Source organism: Micromonospora sp. NPDC048040 (genome assembly GCF_055587185.1).
In genome coordinates this window covers 63,768-88,932 of the sequence record NZ_JBVJGT010000019.1, presented here as the reverse complement: position 1 = coordinate 88,932, position 25,165 = coordinate 63,768, and the positions used below count along the sequence as shown (strand labels likewise).

Below are 25,165 nucleotides of genomic sequence, written 5' to 3'. Positions count from 1 at the left end.
GTGAGGGAGCACCCCTTGGAACCCCACCCCTCCGGCCGCGACCGCGGCCCCCGCAAGGTCAGCGCCGCCGAGAAGGCACAGGCCCGCCAGGTGTCGCTGCGGCGCATCGGCGGGCTGTTCGCCCGGCACCGCAGCGCGCTCGCCACGGTCACCGCGATCATCGTGGTGTCCTCGGTGCTCGCCATGGCTTCCCCCTTCCTGCTCCGCGCCGTGATCGACCGGGCCCTGCCGGAACGCGACCTGGCGCTGCTCGTCTGGCTGGTGGCCGGCATGGTCGCGGTCGCCGCGGTGACCTCGGTGCTCGGCGTCCTCCAGACCTGGATCTCCACCCGGGTCGGGCAGCAGGTCATGCACCGGCTGCGCACCGACGTCTTCACCCACCTGCAACGGCAGTCGCTGACGTTCTTCACCCGCACCCGCACCGGCGAGGTGCAGTCGCGGATCACCAACGACATCGGCGGTATGCAGAGCGTGGTCACCTCCACCGCCACCTCGATCGCGTCCAACCTGACCACCGTGGTGGCCACCGCCGCGGCGATGGTCGCGCTCTCCTGGCGGCTCTCGCTGGTCTCCCTCGTCGTGCTGCCGCCGGCGGTCTGGCTGACCCGCCGGGTCGCCCACCTGCGCCGCGAGATCACCGCGCGACGCCAGCGCGAACTCGCCGACCTCAACGTCACCGTCGAGGAGGGGCTGTCGGTCAGCGGCGTACACCTGGCGAAGACCCTCGGCACCGGCCCGGCGCTGGCCGCGCGCTTCACCGCCTCGTCGGCCCGCCTGGTCGACCTTGAGCTGCGCTCCGAACTCGCCGGCCGCTGGCGGATGGCCTCGATGAGCGTCGTCTTCGCCGCCATCCCGGCGGTCATCTACCTCAGCGCCGGCCTGCCCGGCGCCGCCGGCACGCTCAGCATCGGCACCCTGGTCGCCTTCACCGCGTTGCAGGGCGGGCTGTTCCGGCCGCTGATGGGCCTGCTCAACGTGGGCGTCTCGGTGACCGCCTCGTTGGCGCTGTTCGCCCGGATCTTCGAGTACCTGGACCTGCCGGTCGAGGTCGACGACCCCGCCGAGCCGGTCGACGTCGACCCGCGCCGGGTCCGGGGCGACCTGCGGTTCACCGACGTCACCTTCAGCTACCCGGGCAGCGACACCGCCGCCGTCGCCGGGATCACCCTCGACGTGCCGGCCGGCACCGGCCTCGCCCTGGTCGGCGAGACCGGCTCCGGCAAGAGCACCCTGGCCGCGCTGGTCAGCCGGCTGCACGACCCGACGAGCGGCCGGATCACCGTCGACGGCGTCGACCTGCGCGACCTGCGCCTGGCCGACCTGGCGGCGATCGTCGGCGTGGTCAGCCAGGAGACCTACCTGCTGCACACCACCGTGCGGGAGAACCTGCGCTACGCCCGCCCGGACGCCACCGACGCCGAGATCGAGGCCGCCGCCCGCGCCGCCCGGATCCACGACCTGATCGCCGGCCTGCCCGACGGGTACGACACGGTCGTCGGCTCGCGGGGGCACCGCTTCTCCGGCGGCGAGAAGCAGCGCCTCGCCATCGCCCGCACGCTGCTGCGCGATCCGCGCATCCTGATCCTCGACGAGGCCACCAGCGCGCTGGACACCGAGACCGAACGCGCGGTGCAGCGGGCGTTCGACGAGGTGGCCCGGGGCCGCACCACCATCACCATCGCCCACCGGCTCTCCACCGTGCGGGACGCGGACCGGATCGCCGTGCTCGACCACGGCCGTATCGTCGAGTCCGGCACCCACGACGACCTGCTGGAGCGCGCCGGCCGCTACGCGACGCTGGCCGCCTGACGGCCGGGGCTGCCGCCGGCGGTGTGCGTCGACCCCGACCCCGGGCCGCCCGCGCGGCCGCTGGACGATCACAATCAGGCGGTGCAGCGTCGGGGATGGACATGGGCCCTGCTCGTCCTCGTGGCCGTCGTCGCGGCGGCCGGGACCGCCTGGGTCTGGTTGCGGTACGACTTCGAGAAGGTCAACTGGGCCTGGGGCGTGATCGCCGGTGTCATCGCCGTCTACGTCGTGCTGGACCAGGTCCTCACCAACCGGCAGGCCGCCTCGGCAGCGGCGGCGGTCCACCGCCGGGCGGCCGCGGACGAACTCTTCGAACTGGTCCGGCGCGAGCCGGGCGACGAGGCGCTGCTGCGGGCGGTCGACGAGCCGTACCCGCTCCCGGTGACCTGGCGCACCGCCGCAGAGCGGCTCCTGCCGTCCTGGCGGGCCATCGGCCGATCCAGCGAGGCCGGTCCGATGGACCTCTCCGGCCGCCACGGGACACTGTGGAGCCGCTACCGGAGCATCCCGTCCGGGCGGTTGCTGGTGCTGGGGCCGGCCGGGTCCGGCAAGTCGGTCATCGCCCTGCGGATGGCGCGCGAGCTGCCGCCGAGCCGGGACCCCGAGGCGCCCGTGCCGGTGCTGCTGCCCGCCGCGTCGTGGGACCCGACCGTGGAGACGTTCCGCGACTGGCTGGTGGACCGCCTCGCCCGGCGGTACACGCAGCTCGCACCCCGCCATCCCCGTCGCGTGGCGGTGCTGCGCGACCTGGTCGAGACGGACCTCGTCGTGCCCGTCCTCGACGGCCTGGACGAGATGCCCGAGGAGCAGGTGACCGCCTGCCTCGAGGAACTCAACGAGCTGCCCACCCAGCGCTTCGTCCTGACCTGCCGGACGTCGGTGTACGAGAGGTACCTCGCCCAGGGCGAGAAGGTGCGCGGCGCCGCGGTGGTGGTGATCGATCCGCTGGTTCCGGACGAGGTGGCGGAGTACCTGGTCGACGCCGCGCCCCTGCACCAGGCCGGCAACTGGTCGACCGTCGCCGCGCGCATCGACGGCGACACGGAGCTGAGCGGGGCGCTGTCCACGCCGTTGATGGTGGCGATGGCCCGTAGCGCGTTCGACCAGCCCGGCACCGACCCCCGCGACCTCGTGCCGCTGGCGGCCAGGCGGGGGCGGGGCGCCGTGGAGGACGAGCTGCTGTCCCGGGCGGTCGACGCCGCGCTGCGGTCCCGCCTGGGCGCCCAGGGGCTGCGCCGGTGGGAACCGGACGTGGCCCGGCGCTACCTGGCCTTCGTGGCCGCGCACCTGGAGTCGCTCGACGTCCGCGAGTTCCGCTGGTGGCAGCTGCCGGCTGCGCTGCCCCGGTTGTTCTGGGCCGTCGTCGACGGCCTGCGTACCGGGCTGGCGGTGTGGCTGGTCCTCGCTCTCGCCGGGGAGGCGCTCCGGTCGGTGGCCGGGATGGTCGCCGACCCGGGCACCCGCGAGCTGCTCACCGCCCTCGCCGACCACCCCGCCGACCTGGGGGCGGCGGCCGCCGCGCTGGCCGTGCCGGCCGCCGCGCTGGGCGGCGGCGCCCGCGACCTGGGCCGCCGGCCGAAACGGGTGCTGTTCGTCGGCGGCCGGGGCGCGCTGCGCGACGGCGTGCTCGACGGGCTGGTCCGGGGAGCGTTCTGGGGCTTCCTGACCTGGTTCGTGCTGTGGCTGTTCACCCCACCGCCCGAGCTGGTCGCCGCGACGGGCCGACTGCCCGGGCTGGCCGGATGGCCGGTCGAGCTGCGGGCCGCGGTCGTGCTCGGCGCCGTCTGGTTCGCCCTCGTCGCGGTCCGGTCCGCGCTGCGGGTGGACGTCGCCGCCCCGGCCGCGGAACTCGGGGCCACCGGCGTGGTCGAGACCGTCCGGGCCGACCGCGCGGCGACGATCGCGTCGGTGGTGCCGAGCGTCGCCGCCGGGTTCGTCGGTGTGCTGGCCGGCTCCGGGCTGCTGTGGGTGACCGGCCTGCTGCCCCGGCTGCCCTCGCCGCAGGCCCTCGGCTACGCCGGGCTCGGCGCGGGGCTGGGCTGGTGGGTGCACACGCGCGGGGACGGCGCGTGGGTCCGGTTCTGCCTGGCCCGGATGGCGCTGGCGGCACGCGGCCGCCTGCCGCACCGGCTGCTGGCGTTCCTCGGCCACGCCGAGACGGTCGGCCTGTTGCGGCACGGCGCGGGGGCGTACCGGTTCCGGCACGGCCGCCTGCAGAGCAGGCTGGCGGCGGGCTCGCTGGCGGGGCGGCGGGGCGGCCGGCCGCGCGAGGAGTTCGGTGTCGAGCTGGCCCGGGCGGGGTTCTGGCCGGAGGCGCTCGGCGTGTTCGCCGCCGTCACGCGGGCCCGCGCGGCGAACGTCGAGCCGGCCGACGACCTCACCCTGGCCTCGCTGCGCAAGGCGCTGCTGGTGGGCGCCGCCGCCGGGGAGTGGAGCCGGTTGGGGGACCTGCTGGCGCCGATGCCGGCACCGCTCGCGTCCACCGGGGCGACGCCGCTGGCGGCGCAGCGTCGGCGGGTCTCCGAGCTGGTTGCCGCCGCCGCGCCGTTGGCCGAGTTGCGGGCGGCCGGCGACGAGCTGCTGCGCGGGGAGGAGCAGGCGGGCTGGCCGCTGTCCGCCACCCGGGAGTTCGTGGCGGTCGTCCGCTACGCGCAGGGGGACGTCGACGCGGCTCGGCAGCACCTGGAGCGGCTGCTCGCGGCGGAGAGCGACGACGACGGCCCAGGTCGGTCGATGCCCCTCGGCGCGGGAGTGCTGGCCCGGATAATGCTCGACGGGGACGGGGACCCCGGCGCGGCCCTCGCCCTCTGCCGCGAGCAGCTGCTTCTGGCCGACGGCTACGACGGCTCCGATGACCGCGCCGACCCGCTGCTGCTCGGGCAGGCGTGGGGCTGGTCGGTGGCGGTGATGCGACGCGTCGTCGACGAGCGGGCAGAGGTGCGCGACCGGCTCCGGGCCGTGCTCGCCGAGCGGCGGGCCCGCGGGCGGCGGATCGAGCTGGGTCGACGGGAGCTGGCCGAGATCGGCCTGCAGGCGTGTCACGCGGTGGTCGGCCACCCGACGCTGGGGGCGCCTGCGGTGGCCGCGGCGCGCAGGCTGGTCGCCGTGTTGTCCGCCCCGGACATCGCGGCGCGGACCCTGCGCCGCGGCGCCCCGATGTGGCACGACGGCTGACCGACCGGCCTCTGCCGACGCCGTCAGGGGAGCACGGGCAGTCCCGGGTCGTGCAGGTGCCGGTGCCGCGGGCACACCCACAGGAACTCTCCGGCCGGCGTGAACACCCGGCTCAGACCGCCGAAGTTCTGTGCGGGGTCGAGCTGCGAGAGCAGCACCTTGAACGACCGCAGTGCGGCGCCCTCCGCCGGCGACAGCGTGTGCCGGGCGTCCGTCCCCACCGGTGCGGCGTCGTCGACGACGGCGGTCGGCAGCGTGTCGATCAGCGCCTTCATGAGGTTGAGTTCGCGCTGGACGTGGCTCAGGTCGGGGGTGACGAAGGCAGCCATCGAGGTCGCCACCGGGTGCACGAGACGCAGCGTCTTGAACATCAGGTTCAGGTACGGCGCGGAGGCGCGCAGCCACTGGCGAGGCTGGTCGAGTTGGTAGCTCGCGCCGTCCCAGGTGTGCCACTGACCGGGATGCTCACACCAGAGCGTGATCCGGATGGGGCGCCGGGTGAACCGGAGCCACCGCCACCCGGTCGGCCGGAGCGCCGTGACGGTGAACAGCCGGGGGCAGTCGGTGACCTCGGTGCCGACGGCCGTGACCAGCCGGCGGAGGTGGTGCGCGGAGTCGGCGGCGAAGGAGGCCGTCTCGGCCATGTGGTCGCCGATCTGGCCGACCTCCCGGGTCAACGTGCCGAGCCGTCGTTCCAGGCGGTTCAGCTCGTCGCCCAGGAGCGTCGGTGGGACGAAACCGGTCAACAGGCCGGTGACGTCGTGATCGTGTTGACAGGTCAGGCAGGGCAGGCTGAGCCGGTGCATCGGGTCGCGCTCCGGCCGCCCTCCGACGGCGGTGGTGGACCCCTGGAGCGGCGCGGGCGAGGCCGAGCGTTCCCGGAACCTGATCAGCCCGTCGAGGGGGAACCGGCCGGCGCACCCGGCTCCGTCGGCGTCGCGGGTGGGGCAGGGTACGAACAGCTTGAAGGTCAGCCCCGGCCAACGGGTCGTCAGCAGCCGCTCCAGGCTGTCCCGGAGCACGTTGAAGAACAGGTCGGGCGACGGCGCCCGCACCTCGATCGTCAACGTCTGGTCGGTGTGCATCTCCACCAGGGCCTCGGACTGGTAGGTGTCGATCGGATGCCGGAGGAAGACGCCACGTCGCCAATGACGTCCCGTCGACGCGTCGTGGTGCCGTACGGTGATCCAGGCGACCAGGCCGGGCGGCGCGCTCTCGTCGAGCTCGCAGGTCAGTCGCAGCACGCGGAGGTGGTCCGCGACGGGGGTGGCCGCGTTCCAGGGCAGGACGGGCCGCTCGAACGGGACGAGTTGGGCGATCAGGCTGCGCTCGCCGTCGTCGAGCCGATAGGAGACGTCGAACTTCTCCATCAGGCGGAGGAAGAACGGGTGGTGCGTCCGGTCGTAGGAGAGGTCGTCGTCATGGCGGCGCCAGATCCGCCGCAGTTCCCGGTGGTCGAGGATGCCGTCGCCGTGGCGGACCGCCTGGTCCTCCAGCACATGGCTGATCGCCTTCGTGAGCCACTCGGGGTTGAGGATCACGATGTCCCGCAGGCCGTCGTCGTCGCCGTAGAAGATGACCTGCCCCAGGTCGTGCAGCAGTTCCGCGAGGTGGTGGATCTCGCCGTCCCGGACCCCGTGCCGGCGGCAGATGGCGGCGAAGTCGTCGAACGGGATCTGTGGTTCGGCGGCGGCCCGGGTCAGGACCGCGTCCCGGGCGTCGGCCCACCGGCTGCTGATGAGCTGTCCCATCTGCGGCAGCCGGGCCGCTTCCGCGGCGATGGCGCGCCGGAGCGCCGGTATGCCGTTGTCCGTCTCGCTGTCGACCGTGTACTGCCCGGCCAGCATGCCGGGAAAGGCGTCCCGCAGCCGGGGATAGTCCAGCTCCGGTCGGCGCTCGTCGCCGTGGGTGGCGACGACCACGACCGTGGCGTCCGCGCCGACCCGGAGCCGGACGCGGCGCAACCAGCCCTCCACCTCGCCCTGCTCCTGCCCCTCGCGGGGGTGCCAGACCAGCAGGTACACGGCTCGCCGGCTGAAGAAGAACTGGTGGGTGACCCGGTAGATCTCCTGGCCCCCGAAGTCCCAGGTGCGCAGGGTCAGCATCTCGTCCTGCCCGGGGTGGGGCAGGCGCAGTTCCCGGATCTCGATGCCGTGGGTGGTGGGGCGTCCCTTGACGAACTGTTCGTTGTTGAGCGCCGCCACGAGCGAGGTCTTGCCGACGTTGCCCTCTCCGACCAGCAGCACCTTGGCCTCGAACTGGGGGACGCCGTCCGCCAGGCTCTGCAGGTAGGCGCCGAGCGCCCGGCTGCCCCGGCCCAGGGTCCGGGCGACGGCCTCGTCGAGGGGATTGCCGTCCAGCCGGATGGTCAGTTGACCTCTGACCAGCAGCGGCGCGAGCGACGTCGGCAGCGTGGTGAGCTGGTTGTCCCGCAGGTCGAGCAGGTGCAGCTCGGGCAGTTCACCGATCTGCGGCGGCAGCGCGGTGAGCAGGTTGCCGCCCAGGTCGAGCTCCCGGAGCCGCTTCAGCTCGCCGATCTCCGCCGGCAGCGTGGTCAGGCTGTTGCCCGCGAGGTCCAGCCTCTCCAGCCGGTGCAGCTTCCCGACCTCGGCCGGGAGTTCGGCGATCTCGTTGTGGTAAAGGACCAGAACTTCGAGATCCGCCCTTGCGAGCAGGTCGGGGGGAAGCGTGGAGAGCCCGGTGCGGCTGAGGTTCGCTACGGTGTCCAATTGTCGCCCATCCTCGCGGCTCAGGATCTCCCACCACTATGGACGCCGTGTCAACGAGCCCGTCGTCCGCTTCCCGTGCCGCTCCTGGCCGGCCCCCGCCGTGGACGACGACGCAGGAAGGACCGGATCTGTCGCATAACCGTCTCATATCTCGTCTCAATATCACGCCTGAGACAAGCCGAGATTCCGGTAGACGGTCGCCCGGGACACGCCCAGCGCGGCGGCGATGTCGTCCGCGGAGTGGGTGCCCGCGGCGTGCATCTGCCGGGCGTGGTCGACCTGCTCGTGGCTCAGCGTCCGGGGCCGGCCCGGCCGGCGCCGCCGGGGCGCGCCGTCGTCGCCCGGCGGCGCGCCGTCCAGCAGGCGGTGTACGCCGTCGAGCATGTCCGCGCGCAGCACCTCGTCGGGCACGTCGCTGAAGAAGACGACCGGGTCGCTGCACATGGCGACCGCCTGCACCGCCCGGACCCGCTCCCGCCGCCCGGCGTCGGGCCCGGCGATGAGGTTGTTGGCGCGCATCGCGATCCGCATCAGGCGGTGGTACGTGTCGCCGCGCGTGATCAGGGCGATGTCGTGGAAGAGCATGCCGAGCGGGCGGCGGTGGGTCAGCATGGTGTCCACCCAGCCCTCCAGGACCGTCCGGCGCGCCCGCTCGGCCGGCCCCGCCTCGGCCGTGTCCAGCAGCGCCTCCAGGTCGGCCACCAGCGGCTCGACCAGGGCCGTGAGCAGGTGCTCCTTGGTGGGGAAGTGGTAGAGGATCGCGGCCTTGGTCAGCCGCAGCCGCTCGCCGATCTGGCGCAGCGAGGTGCGCTGGTAGCCGTGTTCGGCGAACAGGTCGAGCGCGGCGCGCAGGATCCGGGTGCGCGTGTCGTCGGGTGCCTCGACGGTCATGCCGGCAAGCCTAGCCGCGTCTGACCGGTGGGTGACACCACCGTTGATTCGACTGACCGTCGGTCAGTACAGTGGGGACGGTCGGCACCGCCAGTGGCAGGAGGGGTCATGCCCGTCATCTCCATCGACAACCTCGTCAAGACGTTCGGCAGTGTCCGGGCGCTCGACGGACTGGACCTGCGGGTCGAGGCGGGGGAGGTGCACGGTTTCCTCGGCCCCAACGGCTCCGGCAAGTCCACCACCATCCGGATCCTGCTCGGCCTGCTGCGCCGTGACGCGGGCGACGCGCGGGTGTTCGACGCCGACCCGTGGCGGGAGGCGGTCGCCCTGCACCGCCGGCTGGCGTACGTGCCGGGCGACGTGAACCTGTGGCCGAACCTCTCCGGCGGCGAGGCGATCGACCTGTTCGGCAAGCTGCGCGGCGGGCTCGACCGGCGCCGCCGCGACGCCCTGCTGGAGCGCTTCGACCTCGACCCGACGCGCAAGTGCCGCACCTACTCCAAGGGCAACCGGCAGAAGGTGGCCATCGTCGCGGCCTTCGCGTCCGACGTCGAGCTCTACGTGCTCGACGAGCCGACCTCCGGGCTGGACCCGCTGATGGAGGCCGTGTTCCAGGACGAGGTCCGCCAGCTCAAGCGCGACGGCGCCACCGTGCTGCTCTCCAGCCACGTGCTGGCCGAGGTCGAGGCGCTCTGCGACCGGGTCAGCATCATCCGCGAGGGCCGGGCCGTCGAGTCCGGCACCCTCGCCGAGCTGCGCCACCTCACGCGTACGGCGGTCACGGTCGAGACGGCGCGGCCGGCGACCGGCCTGGCGGCCCTGCCGGGCGTCCACGAGGTGCGCGAGGTCGACGGCCGGATCCACCTGGAGATCGAGCCCGCCCACCTCGACGAGCTGCTCGGGCACCTCGTCCGCTTCGGCGTCCGCGCCCTGACCAGCGCCCCGCCCACCCTCGAGGAGCTGTTCCTGCGCCACTACGGCGACGAGCGCGCGGCCGTCGCCGCCAACGGTCACCGGGCCGGCACCGAGCGGCAGGCGGGCGCCCGATGAGCGCGTTCACCGGCACCGGGCGGCTCGCCCGGCTCGTGCTGCGCCGCGACCGGGTCCGGCTCGCCGTCTGGGTGCTCGGCACGCCCCTGCTCGGCTACGCCCTCGCCGGCAGCGTCAAGGAGTTCTACCCGGACGAGGCGTCCCGGGTCGGATACGCCACCACGTCGGCGTCCAGCCTGGTTGCCCGCGCGTTCAACGGCCCCATCGCCGGCACCGAACTCGGCGCGGTGGTGGTCGCCGAGACGTACGTGACGCTGGCCCTGCTCGCCGCGCTGCTGAGCACCTTCGCGGTGGTCCGGCACACCCGGCAGAACGAGGAGACCGGCCGGGCGGAGCTGCTGGGCGCCTCCGTCGTCGGCCGGTACGCGCTGCTCACCGCCGCCCTGCTGGTCGTCGTCGCGGCGAACGTGCTGGCCGCGGTCCTGCTCGCCGTCGCCCTGGCCGGCGCCGGCCTGCCGCTCACCGGGTCCGTCGCGGCGGCGGCCGCCGTCGGCGGCGTCGGGGTGTCGTTCACCGGTATCGCCGTGGTCACCGCCCAGGTGTCGGTCACCTCCCGGGGCGCCAACGCGCTCGCCGCCGCGACCGTCGGGGTCGCCTTCCTGCTCCGCGCGGCCGGCGACGTGCTCGGCGAGCAGACCGACGGCGGCCTGCGCGTGGTCAGCGCCTGGCCGTCCTGGCTCTCCCCGCTCGGCTGGGGCAACCAGGTCCGCGCGTTCGCCGGCGAACGGTGGTGGGTGCTCGCGCTGCCCGTCGCGCTGCTGGTCGCCGGCGTGGCGCTCGCCTACGCCCTCGCCGAGCGGCGGGACGTCGGCGCGGGGCTCGTCGCGCCCCGACGGGGGCCGGCGACGGCCACGCCCCGGCTGCTCAGCCCCGCCGGGCTGGCCTGGCGGTTGCAGCGCGGCGCGCTGCTCGGCTGGGCGATCGGGGTGGCGGTGCTCGGGTTGTCGATGGGCATCGCCGGGGACGAGTTCAACGCCATGATCGAGGAGAACCCGGCCGCCGCCGAGGCGATCAGCGCGATGGGCGGTGGCGCGAAGCTGATCGACGCGTACCTGGCGGCGATGCTGGGGCTGTTCGCGCTGACCATCGGGGCGTACGTCGTGCAGGCGCTGCTGCGCACGCGCAACGACGAGGCCGGCGGCCCGCTGGAGGCGGTCCTGGCCACGGCCGTCAGCCGCACCCGCTGGCTGACCACCCAGGTGGTCGCCGCCACGCTCGGTGCGCTCGCCCTGGTGCTGCTGGGCGGCCTCACCACCGGGCTCGGCTACGGCCTGGTCACCGGCGACCCGCTCGGGCAGACCGCCGAGCTGGGCGCGGCGGCGCTGGTGCGGCTGCCGGCGCTGCTGGTGGTGGCCGGGGTGGTGACGGCGCTGTTCGGGCTGCTGCCCCGCTGGTCGGTGGCGCTGTCCTGGGCGGCGCTGATGGGGTTCCTGCTGCTCGGGCAGCTCGGCGCGGTGCTCGACCTGCCGCAGGCGGCGCTGAACCTGTCCCCGTACACGCACGTGCCGTCGGTGCCGGCGGTCGACCTGGCGGCGCTGCCGCTGGTCGTGCTGACGGGGGTGGCGGTGGTGCTGCTGGCGGCCGGCGTGGCCGGCTTCCGCCGCCGCGACGTCCCGAGCTGACCTCGGCCACGCGACGCCGGCCGCCGTGGACGGCTGACCCCTGGGAGGAAGGGCGCCAGGCGCCCTCGAAGGGAGCGGGGCGTCCGGAGGTGTTCCCCGGTTCGGGCGGGCGGGGGCACCTCCGGACGCCCCGCGGTCGGCGGGCCGGCGGACGGTCAGCCCAGCTCGGCGAGGACCTTCTCGACCACGGCGTCGGTGGCCAGGCCGTACCTGTCGTGCAGCGTCGGCAGGGCACCGGCGGCCAGGAACTCGTCCGGCAGCGCGACCGGCACGACGCGCTTGCCGAGCCCGGTCCGGACCACGGCCGAGGCGACCGTCTCGAAGAGCCCGCCGACCACCGTGTGGTTCTCCAGCGTGAGCACCAGCCGGTCGGTGTCGACCTCGGCCAGGACGGTCTCGCTGTCGAACGGCTTGATCGTCGGCGTGTGGACGACCGCCACGTCGACCCGGTGCCGGGCCAGCCGCTCCGCGGCCTGCAACGCCCGCATCGTCATCAGGCCGCTGGAGACGAGCACGACGTCGGCCCCGCCGCGCAGCACGGCCGCCTTGCCGAGCCGGAACGTGTAGTCGTACTCGTCGAGGACCGTCGGCACCTTGCCGCGCAGCAGGCGCAGGTAGGTCGGCCCGTCGCTCGCGGCGAGCTGGGGCACCGCCTGCGCGATGTCGACCGAGTCGCACGGGTCGACGATGGTCAGGTTCGGCATGCCCCGGAAGATCGCGATGTCCTCGGTCGCCTGGTGGCTGGGGCCGTACCCGGTGGTGAGGCCGGGCAGGCCCCCGACGATGTTGACGTTGAGGTTCGGCTCGGCGATGTCCAGGCAGAGGAAGTCGTACGCCCGCCGCGCGGCGAACACCGCGTACGTCGAGGCGAACGGCACCAGGCCGACTTCGGCCATGCCCGCCGCCGCCCCCAGCAGCAGCTGCTCGGCCATGCCCATCTGGAAGAACCGCTCCGGGTGGGCCTTGGCGAAGATGTGCATGTCGGTGTACTTGCCCAGGTCGGCGGTCAGCCCGACGACCCGCTGGTCCTGCTCGGCGAGGGCGGCCAGGGCGTGGCCGAAGGGCGCGTCCGCGGTCTTCTGCCCGGGGTCGGCGAAGGACGCGATCATCGCCGACGTGGTGAGTCGCTTCGGTGCCGTCGCGCTGGTCATCGTGCCTCTCCTGCCTGGTGTCCTGCCGTCAACTGCTGGCGGCACAGTTCCCACTCGTCCGCGTCGATCCGCATGAAGTGGGCCTTCTCGCGGGTCTCCAGCAGCGGCACGCCGCGCCCGATCCGGGTGTCGCAGAGGATCACCGAGGGGCGTCCGTGCGGCTCGGCCTGCGCGGCGACCGCGTCGAAGGCCGCCAGCAGCGCCTCGACGTCGTTGCCGTCGACCCGCTGCGTGAACCAGCCCGACGCCGCCCACTTCTGCTCGGCCGGCTCGATCTGGAGCACGGACTCCGTCCTGCCGTCGGCCTGGAGGGCGTTCATGTCGACCAGCGCGCTCAGGCGGCCCAGCCGGTGGTGCGCCGCGCCCATGGCGGCCTCCCACGTCGAGCCCTCGTTCAGCTCGCCGTCGGAGAGGAAGTTGACGACCCGGGCCGCCCGGCCCTGGTGGCGCAGGCCGAGCGCCATGCCCACGGCGACGGTCAGCCCGTGCCCCAGCGAGCCGCCGGAGATCTCCATGCCCGGGGTGTACGAGGCCATGCCGGACATCGGCAGGCGCGAGCCGTCCGAGCCGTACGTCTGCAGCTCCTCGACCGGGACGACGCCCGCCTCGGCGAGGGCGGCGTAGAGCGCGATGGCGTAGTGGCCGGTGGAGAGCAGGAACCGGTCCCGGTCCGGCCAGTGCACGTCGTCGGGCCGGTGCCGCAGTTGGTCGACGTAGACGGTGGCCAGCAGGTCGGCGGCGCCGAGCGCCTGCCCGACGTAGCCCTGCCCCTGTGCCTCGCCCATGTCGAGGATGTGGTGGCGCATCCGGTATGCCGCGTCGCGCACCCGCGCGGCCCGCGCCGGCAGGGCGAGCCGGTCGTCGGATCGCGGTTCGCTGATGGTGGTCACGTCGTTCACGTCCTTTGTCTCAGACGAGGGCTGGCTGGGACTTGGCCGGTGTGGCCTGAGGGTCGCCGACCTTGGCCGGGGCGGTTTCGGGCGTGAAGGCGGCGGCGGCCGTCGAGACGACGCCGAGCAGGACGAACAGCACCGCCGGCCCGATCCAGCCGATCCAGCCGTAGAGGGCGGTCGCCCCGAAGGGCAGCAGCCCGGCGACCAGGGAGGCCCCGTTGTAGCCCAGCGAGATGCCCGAGGACCGGACGTCGCGGGGGAACTGCTCGGAGAACCAGGACGACTCGACGGCGAAGATCGGGTCGTGGCTCAGCAGCAGCCCCAGGGCCACCGCGACGATCACCATGATGACCGCCCCGGTGTTGATCAGCAGGAACATCGGGATGCCGAAGGCGATGGTGAAGACGGATCCGATCAGGAAGACCGGCTTGCGGCCGACGCGGTCGGAGAGCGCGCCGAAGAGCAGGTGGCTGCCGAGGCCGAGGGCGGAGCCGACCATGGTGCCGATCAGCACGTTCTGCTTGTCGGTCAGCTCGGCCAGCACCACGTACGAGAGCATGAAGCTGGTGGTGACGTAGTAGCCGCCGGTCTCCGCCAGGCGCAGCGTGATGATCTTGAGGATGACCCGCCAGTCCCGCCGGATCACCTCCAGCGCCGGGGCCTTGCGGATCTCGTTGTTCGCCTTCATCTCGGTGAAGTCGGGGGACTCGGCGACCCGCATCCGGATGAACAGGCCGACGGCGACCATCACGATGGAGAACAGGAACGGCGCGCGCCACACCCAGCTGCCCTCGAACAGCGCCTCGCTGAGCAGGAAGGCGCCGTTGGCCAGCAGCAGCCCGGCGGGGATGCCGATCTGCGGCACCGCGCCGAAGAAGCCGCGGCGCCGGGCGGGGGCGTGCTCGACGGCCATCAGGACCGCGCCGCCCCACTCGGCGCCGAAGCCGATGCCCTGGACGATCCGCAGCAGGATCAGCAGGATCGGCGCGACCACGCCCGCCTGGGCGTACGTCGGCAGCACGCCGACCAGGACGGTCGCCACGCCCATGACAACCAGCGACCACATCAGGATGGTCTTGCGGCCCAGCCGGTCACCGTAGTGCCCGGCGAGGTAGCCGCCGAGCGGGCGGAAGAGGAAGCCGATGGCCAGCGTCGCGAACGACGCGAGCACGCCGACGAGTTTCTCCTCGGTGTGGAAGAAGACCGTGCCGAAGTACGCCGCCGAGGCGGTGCCGTAGATGAAGAAGTCGTAGCTCTCGACGGCCGTGCCGATCATCGAGGCGAAGGAAACCTTGCCGGGGTTGTCCGGGCGTGTGGCCACGCCGGTGGCAGCACTCATTGTCCTGCTCCTTGCTGTTACCGATGGGGGTCGGTGGGGGACGGGTATGTCTCGATGACGCGCGAGTCGTCGCGCGTCGCCAGGCCGGCGTCGGCGGCCTGTTGGTAGCGCGCCCGGGCGATGTCCAGCAGCGGGGTGTCCGCATCGGCGGCACGGGCGGCGGCGGCCACGAGGCCGCTGTCCTTGACGAAGATGTTGATCGTGCTGGTGACCTCGACGTCGGTGCCCAGCAGCATCCGGGGCCCGCGGTCGGAGAGCATCCAGGAGCCGGCCGCGCCCTGCTCGACCAGGGACAGCACCTGCTCCCGGTCGAGCCCGAGCCGCCCGGCCAGGGCGAGCGCCTCGGCCGCCGCCACGATGTGCACCGCGCAGAGGTGCTGGTTGACCACCTTGATCGCCTGGCCGTCGCCGACCGCCGCGCCGACCGGCCGGACGGTGCCGAACCGGTCGAGCACGACCCGGGCGGCGTCGACGTCGGCCGCGTCGCCGGAGGCGAACAGGGTCAGCTCGCCGGTGCGGGCCCGCGCCACCCCGCCGGTCACGGGCACGTCGACGACCCGCGCGCCGGCCGCCGAGAGCCGGGCGGCCTCCTGGCGTACGGCGTCCGGGCCCACGGTGCTCATCACGATCCACCGCTGCCCGGTCAGGTCCGTGGCGACCGCCTCGGTGACCAGGTCCGCGAGCTGGGCGGGGGTGGCGACCATGACCACCACGAAGTCCGCCCGGGGCGCGGCGGCGAACCGGTCGACGGCCGTCAGCCCGGCGGTGGCGGCCCGTTCCCGGGCGGCTGGCACCGGGTCCACGCCGGTCACGGGGTGGCCGGCGGCGACCAGTCGGCTCGCCATCGGCAGCCCGATGGCGCCGATGCCGACGAAGACGACGCTGGGGTTGCTCATCGCTGTCCCTCCGGTTCGGCGCCGGGTGGGCGCCCTGTGCGGTCAGGCTGTTTTCGGGTAGCAGCCACCCGGTGCGCGGCCAGGATCGCCGCGTCACGCGTGGGTGTGCAGTTCTGTGGGCGGCAGGTGGCGGGCCTACCAGCGGGGCTTCCCGGCCGGGCCTACCGGCCGGGCTTCCCGTCCGGCGCACCGGCGGCAGGGGAGGCGGTGAGCGAGGACCAGACCGTGAAGTGCCGGCGCATCGCGATCCGGGCGCCCTCGCCGTCGCGCTCGCCGATCGCCTCCACGATCCCGTAGTGCACGGTGTCGATCACCCGGGTCTTGCCCGCCTGGAGGGGCTCCCGCTCGACGGCGCGCCGGCGGCGCTCGACCACCTCGCTGCGCAGCGCGTGGCTCAGGCCGTCGTGCAGCAGCGTGAAGATCGGGTTGTCGACGATCCGGTAGAGCCGGCGGTGGAACTCCAGGTCCGCCTCCAGGGCGCGGTCGTCCTCACCGGCTGCGCTGGCCTGGACCATCTCGTCGACCAGGCCCCGCAGGGCGTCGACGTCGTCGGCCGTGGCCATCCGGGCGGCGGCCTCCGCGACCGACACCTCCAGCATCTCCCGTGCGGAGGTGAACTGGTCGTTGCTCAGGTGACCGAGCTGCCGGCAGAGGTCGAAGTAGAGCTGGATGAAGCTGGCGTCGGGCACGTCGAGGTAGGAACCCCGGCCCTGCGTACGGTCGAGGAAACCGAGGATCTCCAGCATCGACAGTTGCTCCCGCAGCGCGCCCCGGCTGACGTCCAGCGACGCGACCAGTTCGCGCTCGGTGGGCAGCCGGAGGCGGCCGGTCTGCGGCTCGGGGTTCGCCCGCTCGGCGAGGCTCTGCACCAGCAGTGCCAGGTCGGTGCCCATCCGCCCACCTCCGTGTGAGATTGGTCGTACCAATGCCCCGAGGTTATGTCGGCGTTACGTGCGCGTCAACAAATTGGTCCAACCTTTCTGGGTCGGGGGTGGGGCGGGCGCACCCCGGCGGCGCCACCGGCCGAGGGTGGGTCGAACGCATAGAGTAGTCTGTCCGTGACTTGGGGTAGTTGCCGTTGGGGTCGGTTCGAGATGCCGGTGCAGAAGCACGATGCCCGTCCGGTGGAGCGGCCCTCGGGTCTGGTGCCACCGGCCGTCGCGCTCGACGGCGTGACGGAACTGCGGCTGCACGGGGTCGGGGGCACGACACCGGAGAACCTGCTCGCCGACGTGGCACCGCAGCTCGTCTCCGGCGACGGGGTGGCCGGCTTCTTCCGCACTGCCGACGTCAAGGGGCGCCACGTCGAGGCGTACTCCTGGGGTGGGCTGACCTCGCGCAGCGCCACCCGCGCGCTGTGGTTGCTGCTGCTGCCGTTCACGCTGGTCAACGTCGCGGGCTGGATGTGCACGCCGACGGCGTGGCGCGGCGCGCTCCGGTTCCGGGTGCACCGCGCCGTGGTCCGCTGGGCGGCGCTGGGCCTGACGGTCAACCTGCTGCTGCTCGTCGCGATGACCACGATGGACGTCGTCGCCTACCAGTGCGGCGTCCGCGTCGCCTGCGCCGACCGGTGGTGGCTGCGGTGGCTGCACACGGACCCATTCGTCGACCATCCGGCGCGCCGGGTCCTCGTCGGCGCCCTGGTGCCGTTGCTGGTCGCGATCGGACTGCTGGCCCTCAGCGGCCGGTCGCTGTCCCGCTACGAGCAGGTGCCGCCGCCGCAACGGGGTGAGTCGCCGCGGGCGATGAGCGACGTGACGCCCGCCCGGCCCGGGGTGGGCCTGACCGACCCCGACTTCTGGAACGGCGGCGGCAGCGTCGCCCGGCTCGCGCTGCTGCACCTGGGCGCGGCCTGCGGCTTCGTCGGCTGGATCACCGCGTACACCGCCCGGTCGATCCCCCTGGCGGCGGGTGTGGCGCCGGCGTACGACGGATTGGCGACCCTGGTGACCTGGCTCGCGGCGGCGGCCGGCCTGGGCGCGGTGCTCCTGCTGACGCCGGCCCGGATCGGGCGGGCGGCGGCGCTCTCCGTCACCGGACTCGGCCTGCTGGCGGTGACCGGGGCGGTGGTCGTCGCGCTGGCACAGCCGGCGGTCGCCCCGCCCGGGGCCGACCGGTGGGCGCCGCTGCCGGGCATGCAGACGGCGGTGGACTGGACGTACGCCCTCTGCCTCGGCGCGACGGCGGCCGTGCTCGCGTCGGCCGCCGTCAACGGGCACCGGCGCGGCGCGTTCCGCTACGCCGGCCCGTTCGCGCTGACCGTGCTGGCGGCGGTGGTGCTCAACGCGGTCGGGATCGGCACGATGATCCGCGTCGCCGACCTGCTCGGCACGGTCTCCAACCCCGGCACCGGCGACGGCCGCCCCGACCGGCTCTACGTCTACGACATGGTCTACGCCCTCACGCCCTACCTGACGCTGCTGCCGATCGCGATCGTGGTGGGCTTCGCGCTGGTGCAGGCGGTGGTGCTGTGGCGGGCGGCCGGCCCCGACCGCCGCCGGCGCATCCACGACGAGTACGCCGCACTGTCGACACCGGATCCGCCGAGCGCCTGGGACGCGTCCGCCCTGAACGAGCCGGCGCGCCACACCCGAGCGTGGCCCGGCGGCTGGACGGCCCGGATCGCCCGGGGCCGGCAGCTGGCCGTGCTGGCCCGGGACGTCGACCTGCTGTTCAGCCTCCTGACCGTCGCCGCCCTCGCCGTCTGCGGGTACGTGCTGGTCACCGCCGGGGTCCACCACTCGCTGCCGTGGGCGCCGCGCGGCGCGCTCACCGTGTCGACCTGGCTCGCCGCCGGGGCGCCGGTGGCGGTGCTGACCCTGATGCTGCGGGGCTGGCGCGGGCTGGCGGACCGCCGCCACCTCGGCGTGCTGTGGGACATCGGCACCTTCTGGCCCCGCGCCTACCATCCGCTCGCCCCGCCGTCGTACACCGAGCGCGCGGTGCCGGACCTGCAGCGCCGGCTGTGGCGCGTCCACGACCACGGCGGCGCGGTGGTGCTGGCCGCGCACAGCCAGGGCACCGTCATGGCGGTCGCCGCGCTCCTGCAGGAGAAGAGCCGGCCGCAGCGCGAGGGCCGGCCCGCCGGCCACGTCGCGCTGGTCACCTTCGGCAGCCCGCTGACCAAGCTGTACGCGTGGGGCTTCCCCGCCTACTTCGCCGACGGCGCGCTGGGCGCGGACCGGCCCACGGTGTGGCGGTGGCGGAACTTCTACTACGAGACCGACTTCATCGGCGGCCCGATCTTCCCGGACGATCCGGCGAACGAGGTCGACCAGATGCTCACCGACCCACCGACCGCCTGGTACGTGCACGGCCAGCAGCCACCCGTCCTCGGCCGCCACTCCGGCTACTGGACCGACCCCCGCGTCTGGGACCTGGTCGACCGCTACGCCGAGGAGTTGCCGCTGCCCGGGAGCCCGCCGCCCGCCCGCTGACCCGCGGTGAACGGGGGTTCCCACCACCTGCTGACCTGCCCCTAGGATCGTCCGCATGCAGGAGGGCCGGTGGACGACGATCACGCCGTCGCAGTTCACGCACGAGCGGGAGGCGCTGGCGCACGTCCAGGCGCTGCTGCCCGACACCGAGCCCTACCGCGCCTGGTCTAACTTCACCTTCACGGCCCAGACCGGCCACCTGGACGGTGCGGTGGTGCGGGTGGGCGACAACGAGTGGATCGCCCTACCGGACGCCTGGGTCGTCAACGCCCACCGCAGCGCAGTCACCGCCTGAGGCATGGCCGTCCGCCGTGGGCTCGACGCTCCGGGCCACGTCGTTGCCGGGCGCCTGAAAGGTCGTGCCCGTGTAGGCAGGGGCCTCGTGCGCGAGGGCTTCCATGTTCTCCGGCGCGCGGGCGACGGCGAGGGCCGGGGAGCCGTGCAGCCCCCACACGCCGGCCTCGACCCAGCAGAGCTGGCGGTACTTCCCCGGCGCCATGGCCTGCGAGCCGAAGTCCCAGCCGACGGCTGACACGGGCTTGCCGCCGAACTGCCGTCGGGCCCGTTCGCGGTAGGCGTCCCTGGTGACTGTCGCGGGATGCAGGAAGGACAGGTCGAACCCGTTCTCGGCGAGCCCGAACGCGGCCAGGCCGAAGAGCATGGTGCACTCGATCCCGCTGTCGGCGCAGTAGTCCGCGATGCGTGCGGCACCGTGCAATGCGCCAGCGTACGACAGCACGTACAGGCGGCGGACCGGGTGGAACCGCCGGTATTCCCGCAGCGCCGCCACGATCGTCGCGCCGGAGGCGACCGTGTCGCCGATCAGCAGCGTCGAGCCGCCGGCGTCGAAACGCGCGTAGGACACCTCGACCGTGGCGTCGTCCGGGGCCACGGCCACCCTGCTCGTGGAGACCAGGTTCGCCGGCAGGTTCCGGCCGGCCTCCAGGGCGACCGCCTCCGCGAGCTGGTAGACCAGGCCCTTGCTCAGGATGACCAGCTCGGCGATGTCGGCGCCGTCGAGTTCGTCCCGGATGTGCCGGACGAACTCCCGGCTGCCGGCGAGGCAGGCCCGCCGGAACGGCAGGTCCGTCAGGTTGCGGTCGAACAGCAGCGCTTCCAGGTGCCGGTTGTGCACCAGGTGGAGACCGGTCACACCGGTCCTGGCGCCGATCGGCTCGACGGCGCTGGACCCCGTGTCCTCGATCATGCCGTCGTGCTGGGCACTCGCGACCCGCAGGCCCTGATCCTTCGTAGCGCGTCGAGCATCGGCCTGTCGATGTCGAGCACGTTGTTCTCGTATTCGTCGAGCGCGGCGGACAACCAGGCAGGGCGAGGTTGGGTCGCCTTGGGGCGCTCGGCCAGCGACACGAGGGCACGACCGGCGGCGGCGAAGTCGTCGACCACCTCGGTGGCGAGCGCCGCCACGTGCGGGTGCACGTAGTCGGTCACCCGCACACCGCGATACTCCAGGACGTCGCTGCGGTACTGCGAATTGCGGGGAGCGACCACGACCACCGGCGTTCCCAACGTGACCGCCGCCGCCATCTCCACCCCGATGCCGATGCCGCGGCGTACCCGTGCGTCGACGACGACCGCCGTCGCCACCATCACCTGGTACATGTCCCGGCCGAACTGGCCCAGCGTGTTGCCCGCGTCCGGTATCGGGTCGTCGGGATTGAGGAAGACGACGTCGCAGGGAGCAGCGCCGCCCGCGACCTCCTCCCGCTCCACATCCGTCCAGCAGAGACGTTGCTGGTCGCCAGCCCCTTTGATGATCGATCCGGAACAGTAAACGGAAATCACCATCATCATGCCCTTCGGTCGGGATCCGTCTGGTTCAACGTGACATCGAGCTTGCTGGCGACGACGGACACCACGGTGTGTGCCTGCTGAACGGTCGTCGCGTTCTGGAGCTTGATGCGCTTCCGCCCTCGGATAACCGCCTCGCGGAGCCGCGCCCGGAGCACCGGGTGTTGCGTGGCGGTGGCGATGGCGCCGAACTCGGCGGTGGAGCGCAGGGAGAGCAGGTCGCGCCAGCGGGCGCCGCGGTGGACGAATTCGTGGATGCCGAGCCAACGAAGGCCGAGGTCGAACGAGCGGGCGGAGAGCACCCGGTCCGCGAGGGGCGCCTGCATCTGCCGTACCCCGCAGGAGAAGTCGCCGAAGTCGAAGTCGGCGACGATGGCGGCGTCGAGGTCGCGGAGGTAGCTGGCGAGGTATTCGCGGGACAGGAACATGTCGACCCTGGCCCGCTCCTCGGCGTCCAGCGCCACCGGGACGGTCGCGCGGACGAACCGGCTGATGAACGCCTGCCCGTCGAGCCGTTCCGGCACCTCCCGCAGGTGTGTTTCGACGTCACCCAGCCTAGCCGGCCAGCGGCGGGCGATGCCGGTGAGGGTCCCGGCCAACTGGCCGTCCGGCTCCAGCGCGGCGCGCCAACTCTCGCCGATGTCGGTGGCGGTGTTCTGCGCGTAGCGGGGTCGCCACACGAGGCCGTCGGTGAGGCTGCGGTGCGGGGTCAGCTCGTAGGGATTGCGGACGTCGCTGCGGTATTCGACGGCCTTGTGTTCCACGTACGAGTCGAGGTCGGCGATGTGCGACGAGTAATGGACCGTGCCGCGAACCACGAGCGACCTGATCCGGGTCAGGAAGACCGACAGGCTCGGCACCTCGAACAGGTACGACGCCGGAAGGATCAGGTGCTCGTCGGTGGCGAGCACGGCCAGCCGCGTCGCGTGCAGCGCCTGCGACAGATCCGTTTCGGTGAAACTGGCCGTCGGCGGGCGGCCGTAGCAGGACCGGATCTCCGGATTCAGATACTGCACGGAGATCGGCCGCGCGCGATCGTAGGTCAGCGGCGTGGCGAAGCGTTCCTCCGGATAGAGGCTGAGCTGTTGCCCCGCCACATGCAGGTGCAGGTCCCGGCCTGCGACATAGCCGTCACGCCGCGCGCTGACGTCCTGCTGGGGCACGGTCACGCGTCGCTCATGGTGTTCGATCGCGGCGATCCACGGTGAGATCACGGCCTGCGGTGTACGCGTCCCGGCCTGCGGTCACGTTTTGCTGCACGGTGGTGGACTGGTCGACGGGACCGCCGGCCGCCCGGACCGCCGCGAGCAGGTCCCGTACCGCGACGGCGAAGCCGGGGTCCTCGTCGAGCCGGGCCTGCAACCGGCCCTCCCACCGGGCCGCCTCCAGAACGGACGCCTCATCCCTGCGCTCCGGTGGAGCAGCGACCAGCCGTCCGCGCGAATCCTCCAGCACTCGGTCGGCGCGGGCCACCGATGCTGTCTCGTCGCGACCGAGAATGCGTGCCGCGTGGGCTTTGACGTCGAGCCACACGTCCGAGACCATGGCCTGAATGAGAGCCGCGCTCGCTGCGGCGGCCAGGCCTGCTGCCGACAGGTCGTCCATGGATCACCGCATCTGTTGTGATTGCGCACGCCGGGAGAGCGGTCACGGCCCAGTATGCCAACGCCTAAATGCCTGTCAAGGACGGTTCGCTCTTCCCGATATTGATCACGCTGACGATGAATCGACGTTTGCGGGGAATCGTCTATTGCTTGTGCACCGGTCGGTGTGGAAGCTGATCGTAGGCGGGCCTCGCGTGTGTCGATATCACGACAGTTCGCTTTGGGCGGTGCGACCAACCGTCGACGCTTCGCATGGTTATTCGCCGCCGCCGGCGGCCGAGTGGTGGGAGCGGGCTACCCGAACAGCGACAACAGCGCGGCCTGCTCTGGTGTGAGGCGAATCGGGGCGTTCGCCCCGGCGGTGGGGAAGACCTGGGCGACGTCGAGGTCGCCTCTGCGAATGCTCGTCGCGGTTTCGATCTTCACGCGCCTGGCGGTCAGGGTTTCGAGCAGGCGTCGGGCATCCAGAAGGTACGCAGCGGAGATCCGCCGTCGGTGGTGCCGCACGGCGCCCGGGGGCCGGGCTGGCCCGCTGAGGACCAGGTAGAAGTCGCAGGCGTGCGGGCTGATGTCGATGCCGGCGAAGGCGTCGCCGTAGGTCTTGACGTTCACGGTCCGGCCGGCGAGCGGACCGGATCGGAAGATGCCGTCGTAGCCGGCCTGTGTCGCCGTACCGGCCAGTTCGATGTCGAAGACCTGTGCGGCGATGAACTCGCCGATGTCGCCCGGCCGCGCCGATCGCCCGGTGAGCGCCGCGATCTGGGCGTCCAGTTCGTCGCGAGCCCGCAGCAAGGCGGCCAATTGGTGCAAGGTCCCGGTCACGAGGTTGATTCTTCGCGTTGCGCGCTGGCCGGACCAGTCACGCGTCGCTAACTTCTCGTCATGACGACCTCCGCACGGCAGCGCGTCGCGGCAAGCGACACTCTCGCCACAGCCAGGCGCGTCGAGAGGCTGCGCCAGTACATGAGCGCGCAGGTGCTCGGCTCGTCGGGTGAGTGCGTCTGCCGGAAGCTGGGCAGTTGTCGGCGGAGCGTCCTGTTCGACGGACGCGGGGCACCACGGCCCGAGGTGTCCTTCGCCGCCGGGCAGCTCTCGCACGTCGGCCGTCACTACGACCTCACGTTGGGCGGAGTGCCGTGCCGCATCTTGGTCGTCGCCATGGACACGGTGCGACCGAGAGAGCACGTGACTCTTGAACAGCGCCACGCCGAGGTCATGGAGTCCGCCGAGCTGCCGTTCAACCGCCGGAATCCGCACATGAAGGGCACTGCCAGTGCGCTCCGGCTCGCCGTGGGGCGGGAGCCGGGCAGCGACCGCGAAGGCGAGCAACTCCACCTGAGCGGGGTACGGCAACCCGTGCATCTCTTCGACGCGTACGCCATGGCGAACCTGCGACTTTGCTCGGCCACGGCCGACGGACAGAGGTCGTTGAGCAACGCGACCATGAGCCGCAACTGTCTCCCGCACCTGGCAGCGACGATCATGATCCTGGAGCCGACGCTGTGCATCGTGCAGGGCGTCCAGGTCGGCAAGGTGCTCACTGAGCTGATGAGTCGGCGTCGGAACCTTGCCCCACGCCTCGAACGGGCGCGAATCGCGGGCGTCGACACCCTCGTCGCGGCGTTCACCAACCCCTCCGCGCGGGGCAGCTACCGGTGGGGAGGGCTCAACGGCGTTCCCTACCTGTACGAGACCGTGGCGCCGGCGCTCCGGGTCGCGCACCAGTTGGTGGTTGGTGCGTCCGCACCGGCCGGCAACGCCACCGTGCACCCGCAGCGGCGGCCGGCCGACGCCGATCGTCAGCCGCCAAGGTAGCGGCCCTATCGGTGGGGGCGGTCGCCTCGACGTACTCGGCACCGGCTGGCGGCACGTGCCACCCGTAGCGCCGACGGCGTCACCCGGCGTCAACGCCGGCAGGCAGCCCCGAGCGGGCGCGGGTCGCGGCGCTGTCCTGATCACGCCGCCGAGCAGGGGACGAGGCCCGGCGGGACCGTGGGGTGCGGCGGGCCGTGGGTTCGGGAGGGCGGGCCGGGCGGAGGCCGGCGAGCTGGACGTAGATCTCGCGCTTGGCGGTCGCGTTGCCGCGACGGTCGAGGACGTAGCCGGTCAGCCAGATCCAACCGGCGTACGTCGGTTGGCCGGACACCGAGACGACGCGGAAGGTCAGGGCGCGGTCCCCGGCGAACTGCACCGAGGCGCGGCCGTCGACGACGAGCAGGTCGCCGGGGGAGGGGCGCGCGGTCACCAGTGACCGGAGTTGTGCTGGTACTCCTGCGGCGGCCGGCACTCCCGCGCGTGCATGGTCTGCCAGTCGCGCAGCGCCCGCTTGATCCGGTCGTTCTCCTGGCTGAGCAGCCGTACCGCCTCGTTGAGCATGGCCAGCTCGTCGGCCACCCGGGCCTGGAACTCGCGTACCTCCACCGGGTCGACGCCGCGCCGGCGCGCGGCGAACTCGCGGGTCCGCACCTCGTGCGGCGTCAACCGGCCCGGATAGCCGGCCGGGTAGGGCTGGCCGCCTCGATACACCTGAGCCACGACGATCCTCTCTGCGGGCAGGCGGGAGCGCGCAGGCTCCGCGCGGTGGGTCTGGAAGGGCGGGTCGTCCGCGTGGGGGCCGCGGACGACCCGCCCGCTCCACCGCCGCAGCTCGATTCAGCGGTACGACAGCAGAGCCGCCCGGTGGGTCGGGACGGGCACGGGCACCCGCCCCGACCAGGGGGATGCCTCTACGCCTTGTTGCCACGCAAGGGGAGAGGCGGTC

At 73.0% G+C, this 25,165-nt stretch carries 20 protein-coding genes and 1 pseudogene; 7 read left to right on the top strand and 14 right to left on the bottom strand.

The genetic code is table 11. From position 1 onward, the window contains the following. The first annotated feature begins 15 nt into the window (after positions 1-15). Together ACZ6O2_RS19730 and ACZ6O2_RS19725 are read left to right on the top strand one after the other, a co-directional pair. Positions 16-1,809, top strand: a complete 1,794-nt coding sequence (locus ACZ6O2_RS19730; protein ID WP_466023849.1) for an ABC transporter ATP-binding protein — start codon at positions 16-18, stop codon at positions 1,807-1,809. Between the two features lie 81 nt (positions 1,810-1,890). Further along, positions 1,891-4,983 carry an NACHT domain-containing protein gene (locus ACZ6O2_RS19725; protein ID WP_466023828.1) on the top strand — a complete coding sequence of 1,031 codons (3,093 nt, stop codon included), beginning with the start codon at positions 1,891-1,893 and terminating at the stop codon, positions 4,981-4,983. 23 nt (positions 4,984-5,006) lie between these two features. Here the strand turns inward: ACZ6O2_RS19725 and ACZ6O2_RS19720 are convergent, their stop codons facing one another. Then, positions 5,007-7,712 carry a COR domain-containing protein gene (locus ACZ6O2_RS19720; RefSeq protein ID WP_466023827.1) on the bottom strand — a complete coding sequence of 902 codons (2,706 nt, stop codon included), beginning with the start codon at positions 7,710-7,712 and terminating at the stop codon, positions 5,007-5,009. A gap of 162 nt (positions 7,713-7,874) precedes the next feature. Beyond that, entirely contained in the window at positions 7,875-8,603 is a 729-nt protein-coding gene (locus ACZ6O2_RS19715; RefSeq protein WP_466023826.1) for a TetR family transcriptional regulator, read from the bottom strand. 108 nt (positions 8,604-8,711) lie between these two features. Between ACZ6O2_RS19715 and ACZ6O2_RS19710 the strand changes: the two genes are divergently transcribed. Together ACZ6O2_RS19710 and ACZ6O2_RS19705 are read left to right on the top strand one after the other, a co-directional pair. Continuing rightward, positions 8,712-9,653 carry an ABC transporter ATP-binding protein gene (locus ACZ6O2_RS19710; protein WP_350707319.1) on the top strand — a complete coding sequence of 314 codons (942 nt, stop codon included), beginning with the start codon at positions 8,712-8,714 and terminating at the stop codon, positions 9,651-9,653. After that, the gene (locus tag ACZ6O2_RS19705; protein WP_466023825.1) at positions 9,650-11,275 is read left to right on the top strand and encodes an ABC transporter permease; all 1,626 of its coding nucleotides are present in this window, start codon (positions 9,650-9,652) and stop codon (positions 11,273-11,275) included. Before ACZ6O2_RS19710 ends, ACZ6O2_RS19705 begins: the two co-directional genes overlap by 4 nt. Before the next feature lie 155 nt (positions 11,276-11,430). On the opposite strand, the gene ACZ6O2_RS19700 is transcribed toward ACZ6O2_RS19705, so the two are convergent. The 5 genes and pseudogenes from ACZ6O2_RS19700 to ACZ6O2_RS19680 all read right to left on the bottom strand — a co-directional run bounded on the left by ACZ6O2_RS19700 (position 11,431) and on the right by ACZ6O2_RS19680 (position 16,447). After that, positions 11,431-12,426, bottom strand: a complete 996-nt coding sequence (locus ACZ6O2_RS19700) for a transketolase family protein (protein WP_466023824.1) — start codon at positions 12,424-12,426, stop codon at positions 11,431-11,433. Next, complete coding sequence (locus ACZ6O2_RS19695; protein ID WP_466023823.1) at positions 12,423-13,316, bottom strand: transketolase; 894 nt, start codon at positions 13,314-13,316, stop codon at positions 12,423-12,425. Before ACZ6O2_RS19695 ends, ACZ6O2_RS19700 begins: the two co-directional genes overlap by 4 nt. 19 nt (positions 13,317-13,335) lie before the next feature. Next, positions 13,336-14,658 carry an MFS transporter gene (locus ACZ6O2_RS19690; RefSeq protein WP_466023822.1) on the bottom strand — a complete coding sequence of 441 codons (1,323 nt, stop codon included), beginning with the start codon at positions 14,656-14,658 and terminating at the stop codon, positions 13,336-13,338. A gap of 17 nt (positions 14,659-14,675) precedes the next feature. Further along, a pseudogene (locus ACZ6O2_RS19685) lies at positions 14,676-15,566 on the bottom strand (NAD(P)-dependent oxidoreductase); the annotation flags it as partial. A 149-nt stretch (positions 15,567-15,715) separates the two neighbouring features. Next, positions 15,716-16,447, bottom strand: a complete 732-nt coding sequence (locus ACZ6O2_RS19680) for a FadR/GntR family transcriptional regulator (protein ID WP_466023821.1) — start codon at positions 16,445-16,447, stop codon at positions 15,716-15,718. Positions 16,448-16,654: 207 nt separating this feature from the next. Between ACZ6O2_RS19680 and ACZ6O2_RS19675 the strand changes: the two genes are divergently transcribed. Together ACZ6O2_RS19675 and ACZ6O2_RS19670 are read left to right on the top strand one after the other, a co-directional pair. Beyond that, a complete protein-coding gene (locus tag ACZ6O2_RS19675) occupies positions 16,655-18,991 on the top strand; it encodes a hypothetical protein (protein WP_466023820.1) in 2,337 nt (778 codons plus the stop codon). Between the two features lie 55 nt (positions 18,992-19,046). Further along, on the top strand, positions 19,047-19,286 hold the full coding sequence (locus tag ACZ6O2_RS19670; RefSeq protein WP_466023819.1) for a hypothetical protein: 240 nt from the start codon (positions 19,047-19,049) through the stop codon (positions 19,284-19,286). Here the strand turns inward: ACZ6O2_RS19670 and ACZ6O2_RS19665 are convergent. From ACZ6O2_RS19665 to ACZ6O2_RS19645, 5 genes are all read right to left on the bottom strand, one after another. Continuing rightward, the gene (locus tag ACZ6O2_RS19665; protein WP_350707337.1) at positions 19,236-20,198 is read right to left on the bottom strand and encodes a hypothetical protein; all 963 of its coding nucleotides are present in this window, start codon (positions 20,196-20,198) and stop codon (positions 19,236-19,238) included. The genes ACZ6O2_RS19670 and ACZ6O2_RS19665 overlap by 51 nt on opposite strands. Further along, on the bottom strand, positions 20,195-20,722 hold the full coding sequence (locus ACZ6O2_RS19660; protein ID WP_466023818.1) for a hypothetical protein: 528 nt from the start codon (positions 20,720-20,722) through the stop codon (positions 20,195-20,197). The genes ACZ6O2_RS19665 and ACZ6O2_RS19660 overlap by 4 nt, the downstream gene beginning before the upstream one ends. A 77-nt stretch (positions 20,723-20,799) precedes the next feature. Then, entirely contained in the window at positions 20,800-21,969 is a 1,170-nt protein-coding gene (locus ACZ6O2_RS19655; RefSeq protein ID WP_466023817.1) for a hypothetical protein, read from the bottom strand. Between the two features lie 7 nt (positions 21,970-21,976). Further along, entirely contained in the window at positions 21,977-22,405 is a 429-nt protein-coding gene (locus ACZ6O2_RS19650) for a hypothetical protein (RefSeq protein WP_466023816.1), read from the bottom strand. Positions 22,406-22,698: 293 nt separating this feature from the next. Then, positions 22,699-23,226: a hypothetical protein gene (locus ACZ6O2_RS19645; protein ID WP_466023815.1), complete on the bottom strand. Its 528-nt coding sequence runs from the start codon at positions 23,224-23,226 to the stop codon at positions 22,699-22,701. A gap of 60 nt (positions 23,227-23,286) precedes the next feature. On the opposite strand from ACZ6O2_RS19645, the gene ACZ6O2_RS19640 reads away from it, so the two are divergent. Next, on the top strand, positions 23,287-24,219 hold the full coding sequence (locus ACZ6O2_RS19640; protein WP_466023814.1) for a hypothetical protein: 933 nt from the start codon (positions 23,287-23,289) through the stop codon (positions 24,217-24,219). Positions 24,220-24,298: 79 nt separating this feature from the next. Here the strand turns inward: ACZ6O2_RS19640 and ACZ6O2_RS19635 are convergent, their stop codons facing one another. Then, positions 24,299-24,649, bottom strand: a complete 351-nt coding sequence (locus tag ACZ6O2_RS19635) for a hypothetical protein (RefSeq protein WP_466023813.1) — start codon at positions 24,647-24,649, stop codon at positions 24,299-24,301. Further along, positions 24,646-24,939, bottom strand: a complete 294-nt coding sequence (locus tag ACZ6O2_RS19630) for a DivIVA domain-containing protein (RefSeq protein ID WP_466023812.1) — start codon at positions 24,937-24,939, stop codon at positions 24,646-24,648. The genes ACZ6O2_RS19635 and ACZ6O2_RS19630 overlap by 4 nt, the downstream gene beginning before the upstream one ends. Positions 24,940-25,165 lie beyond the last annotated feature (226 nt).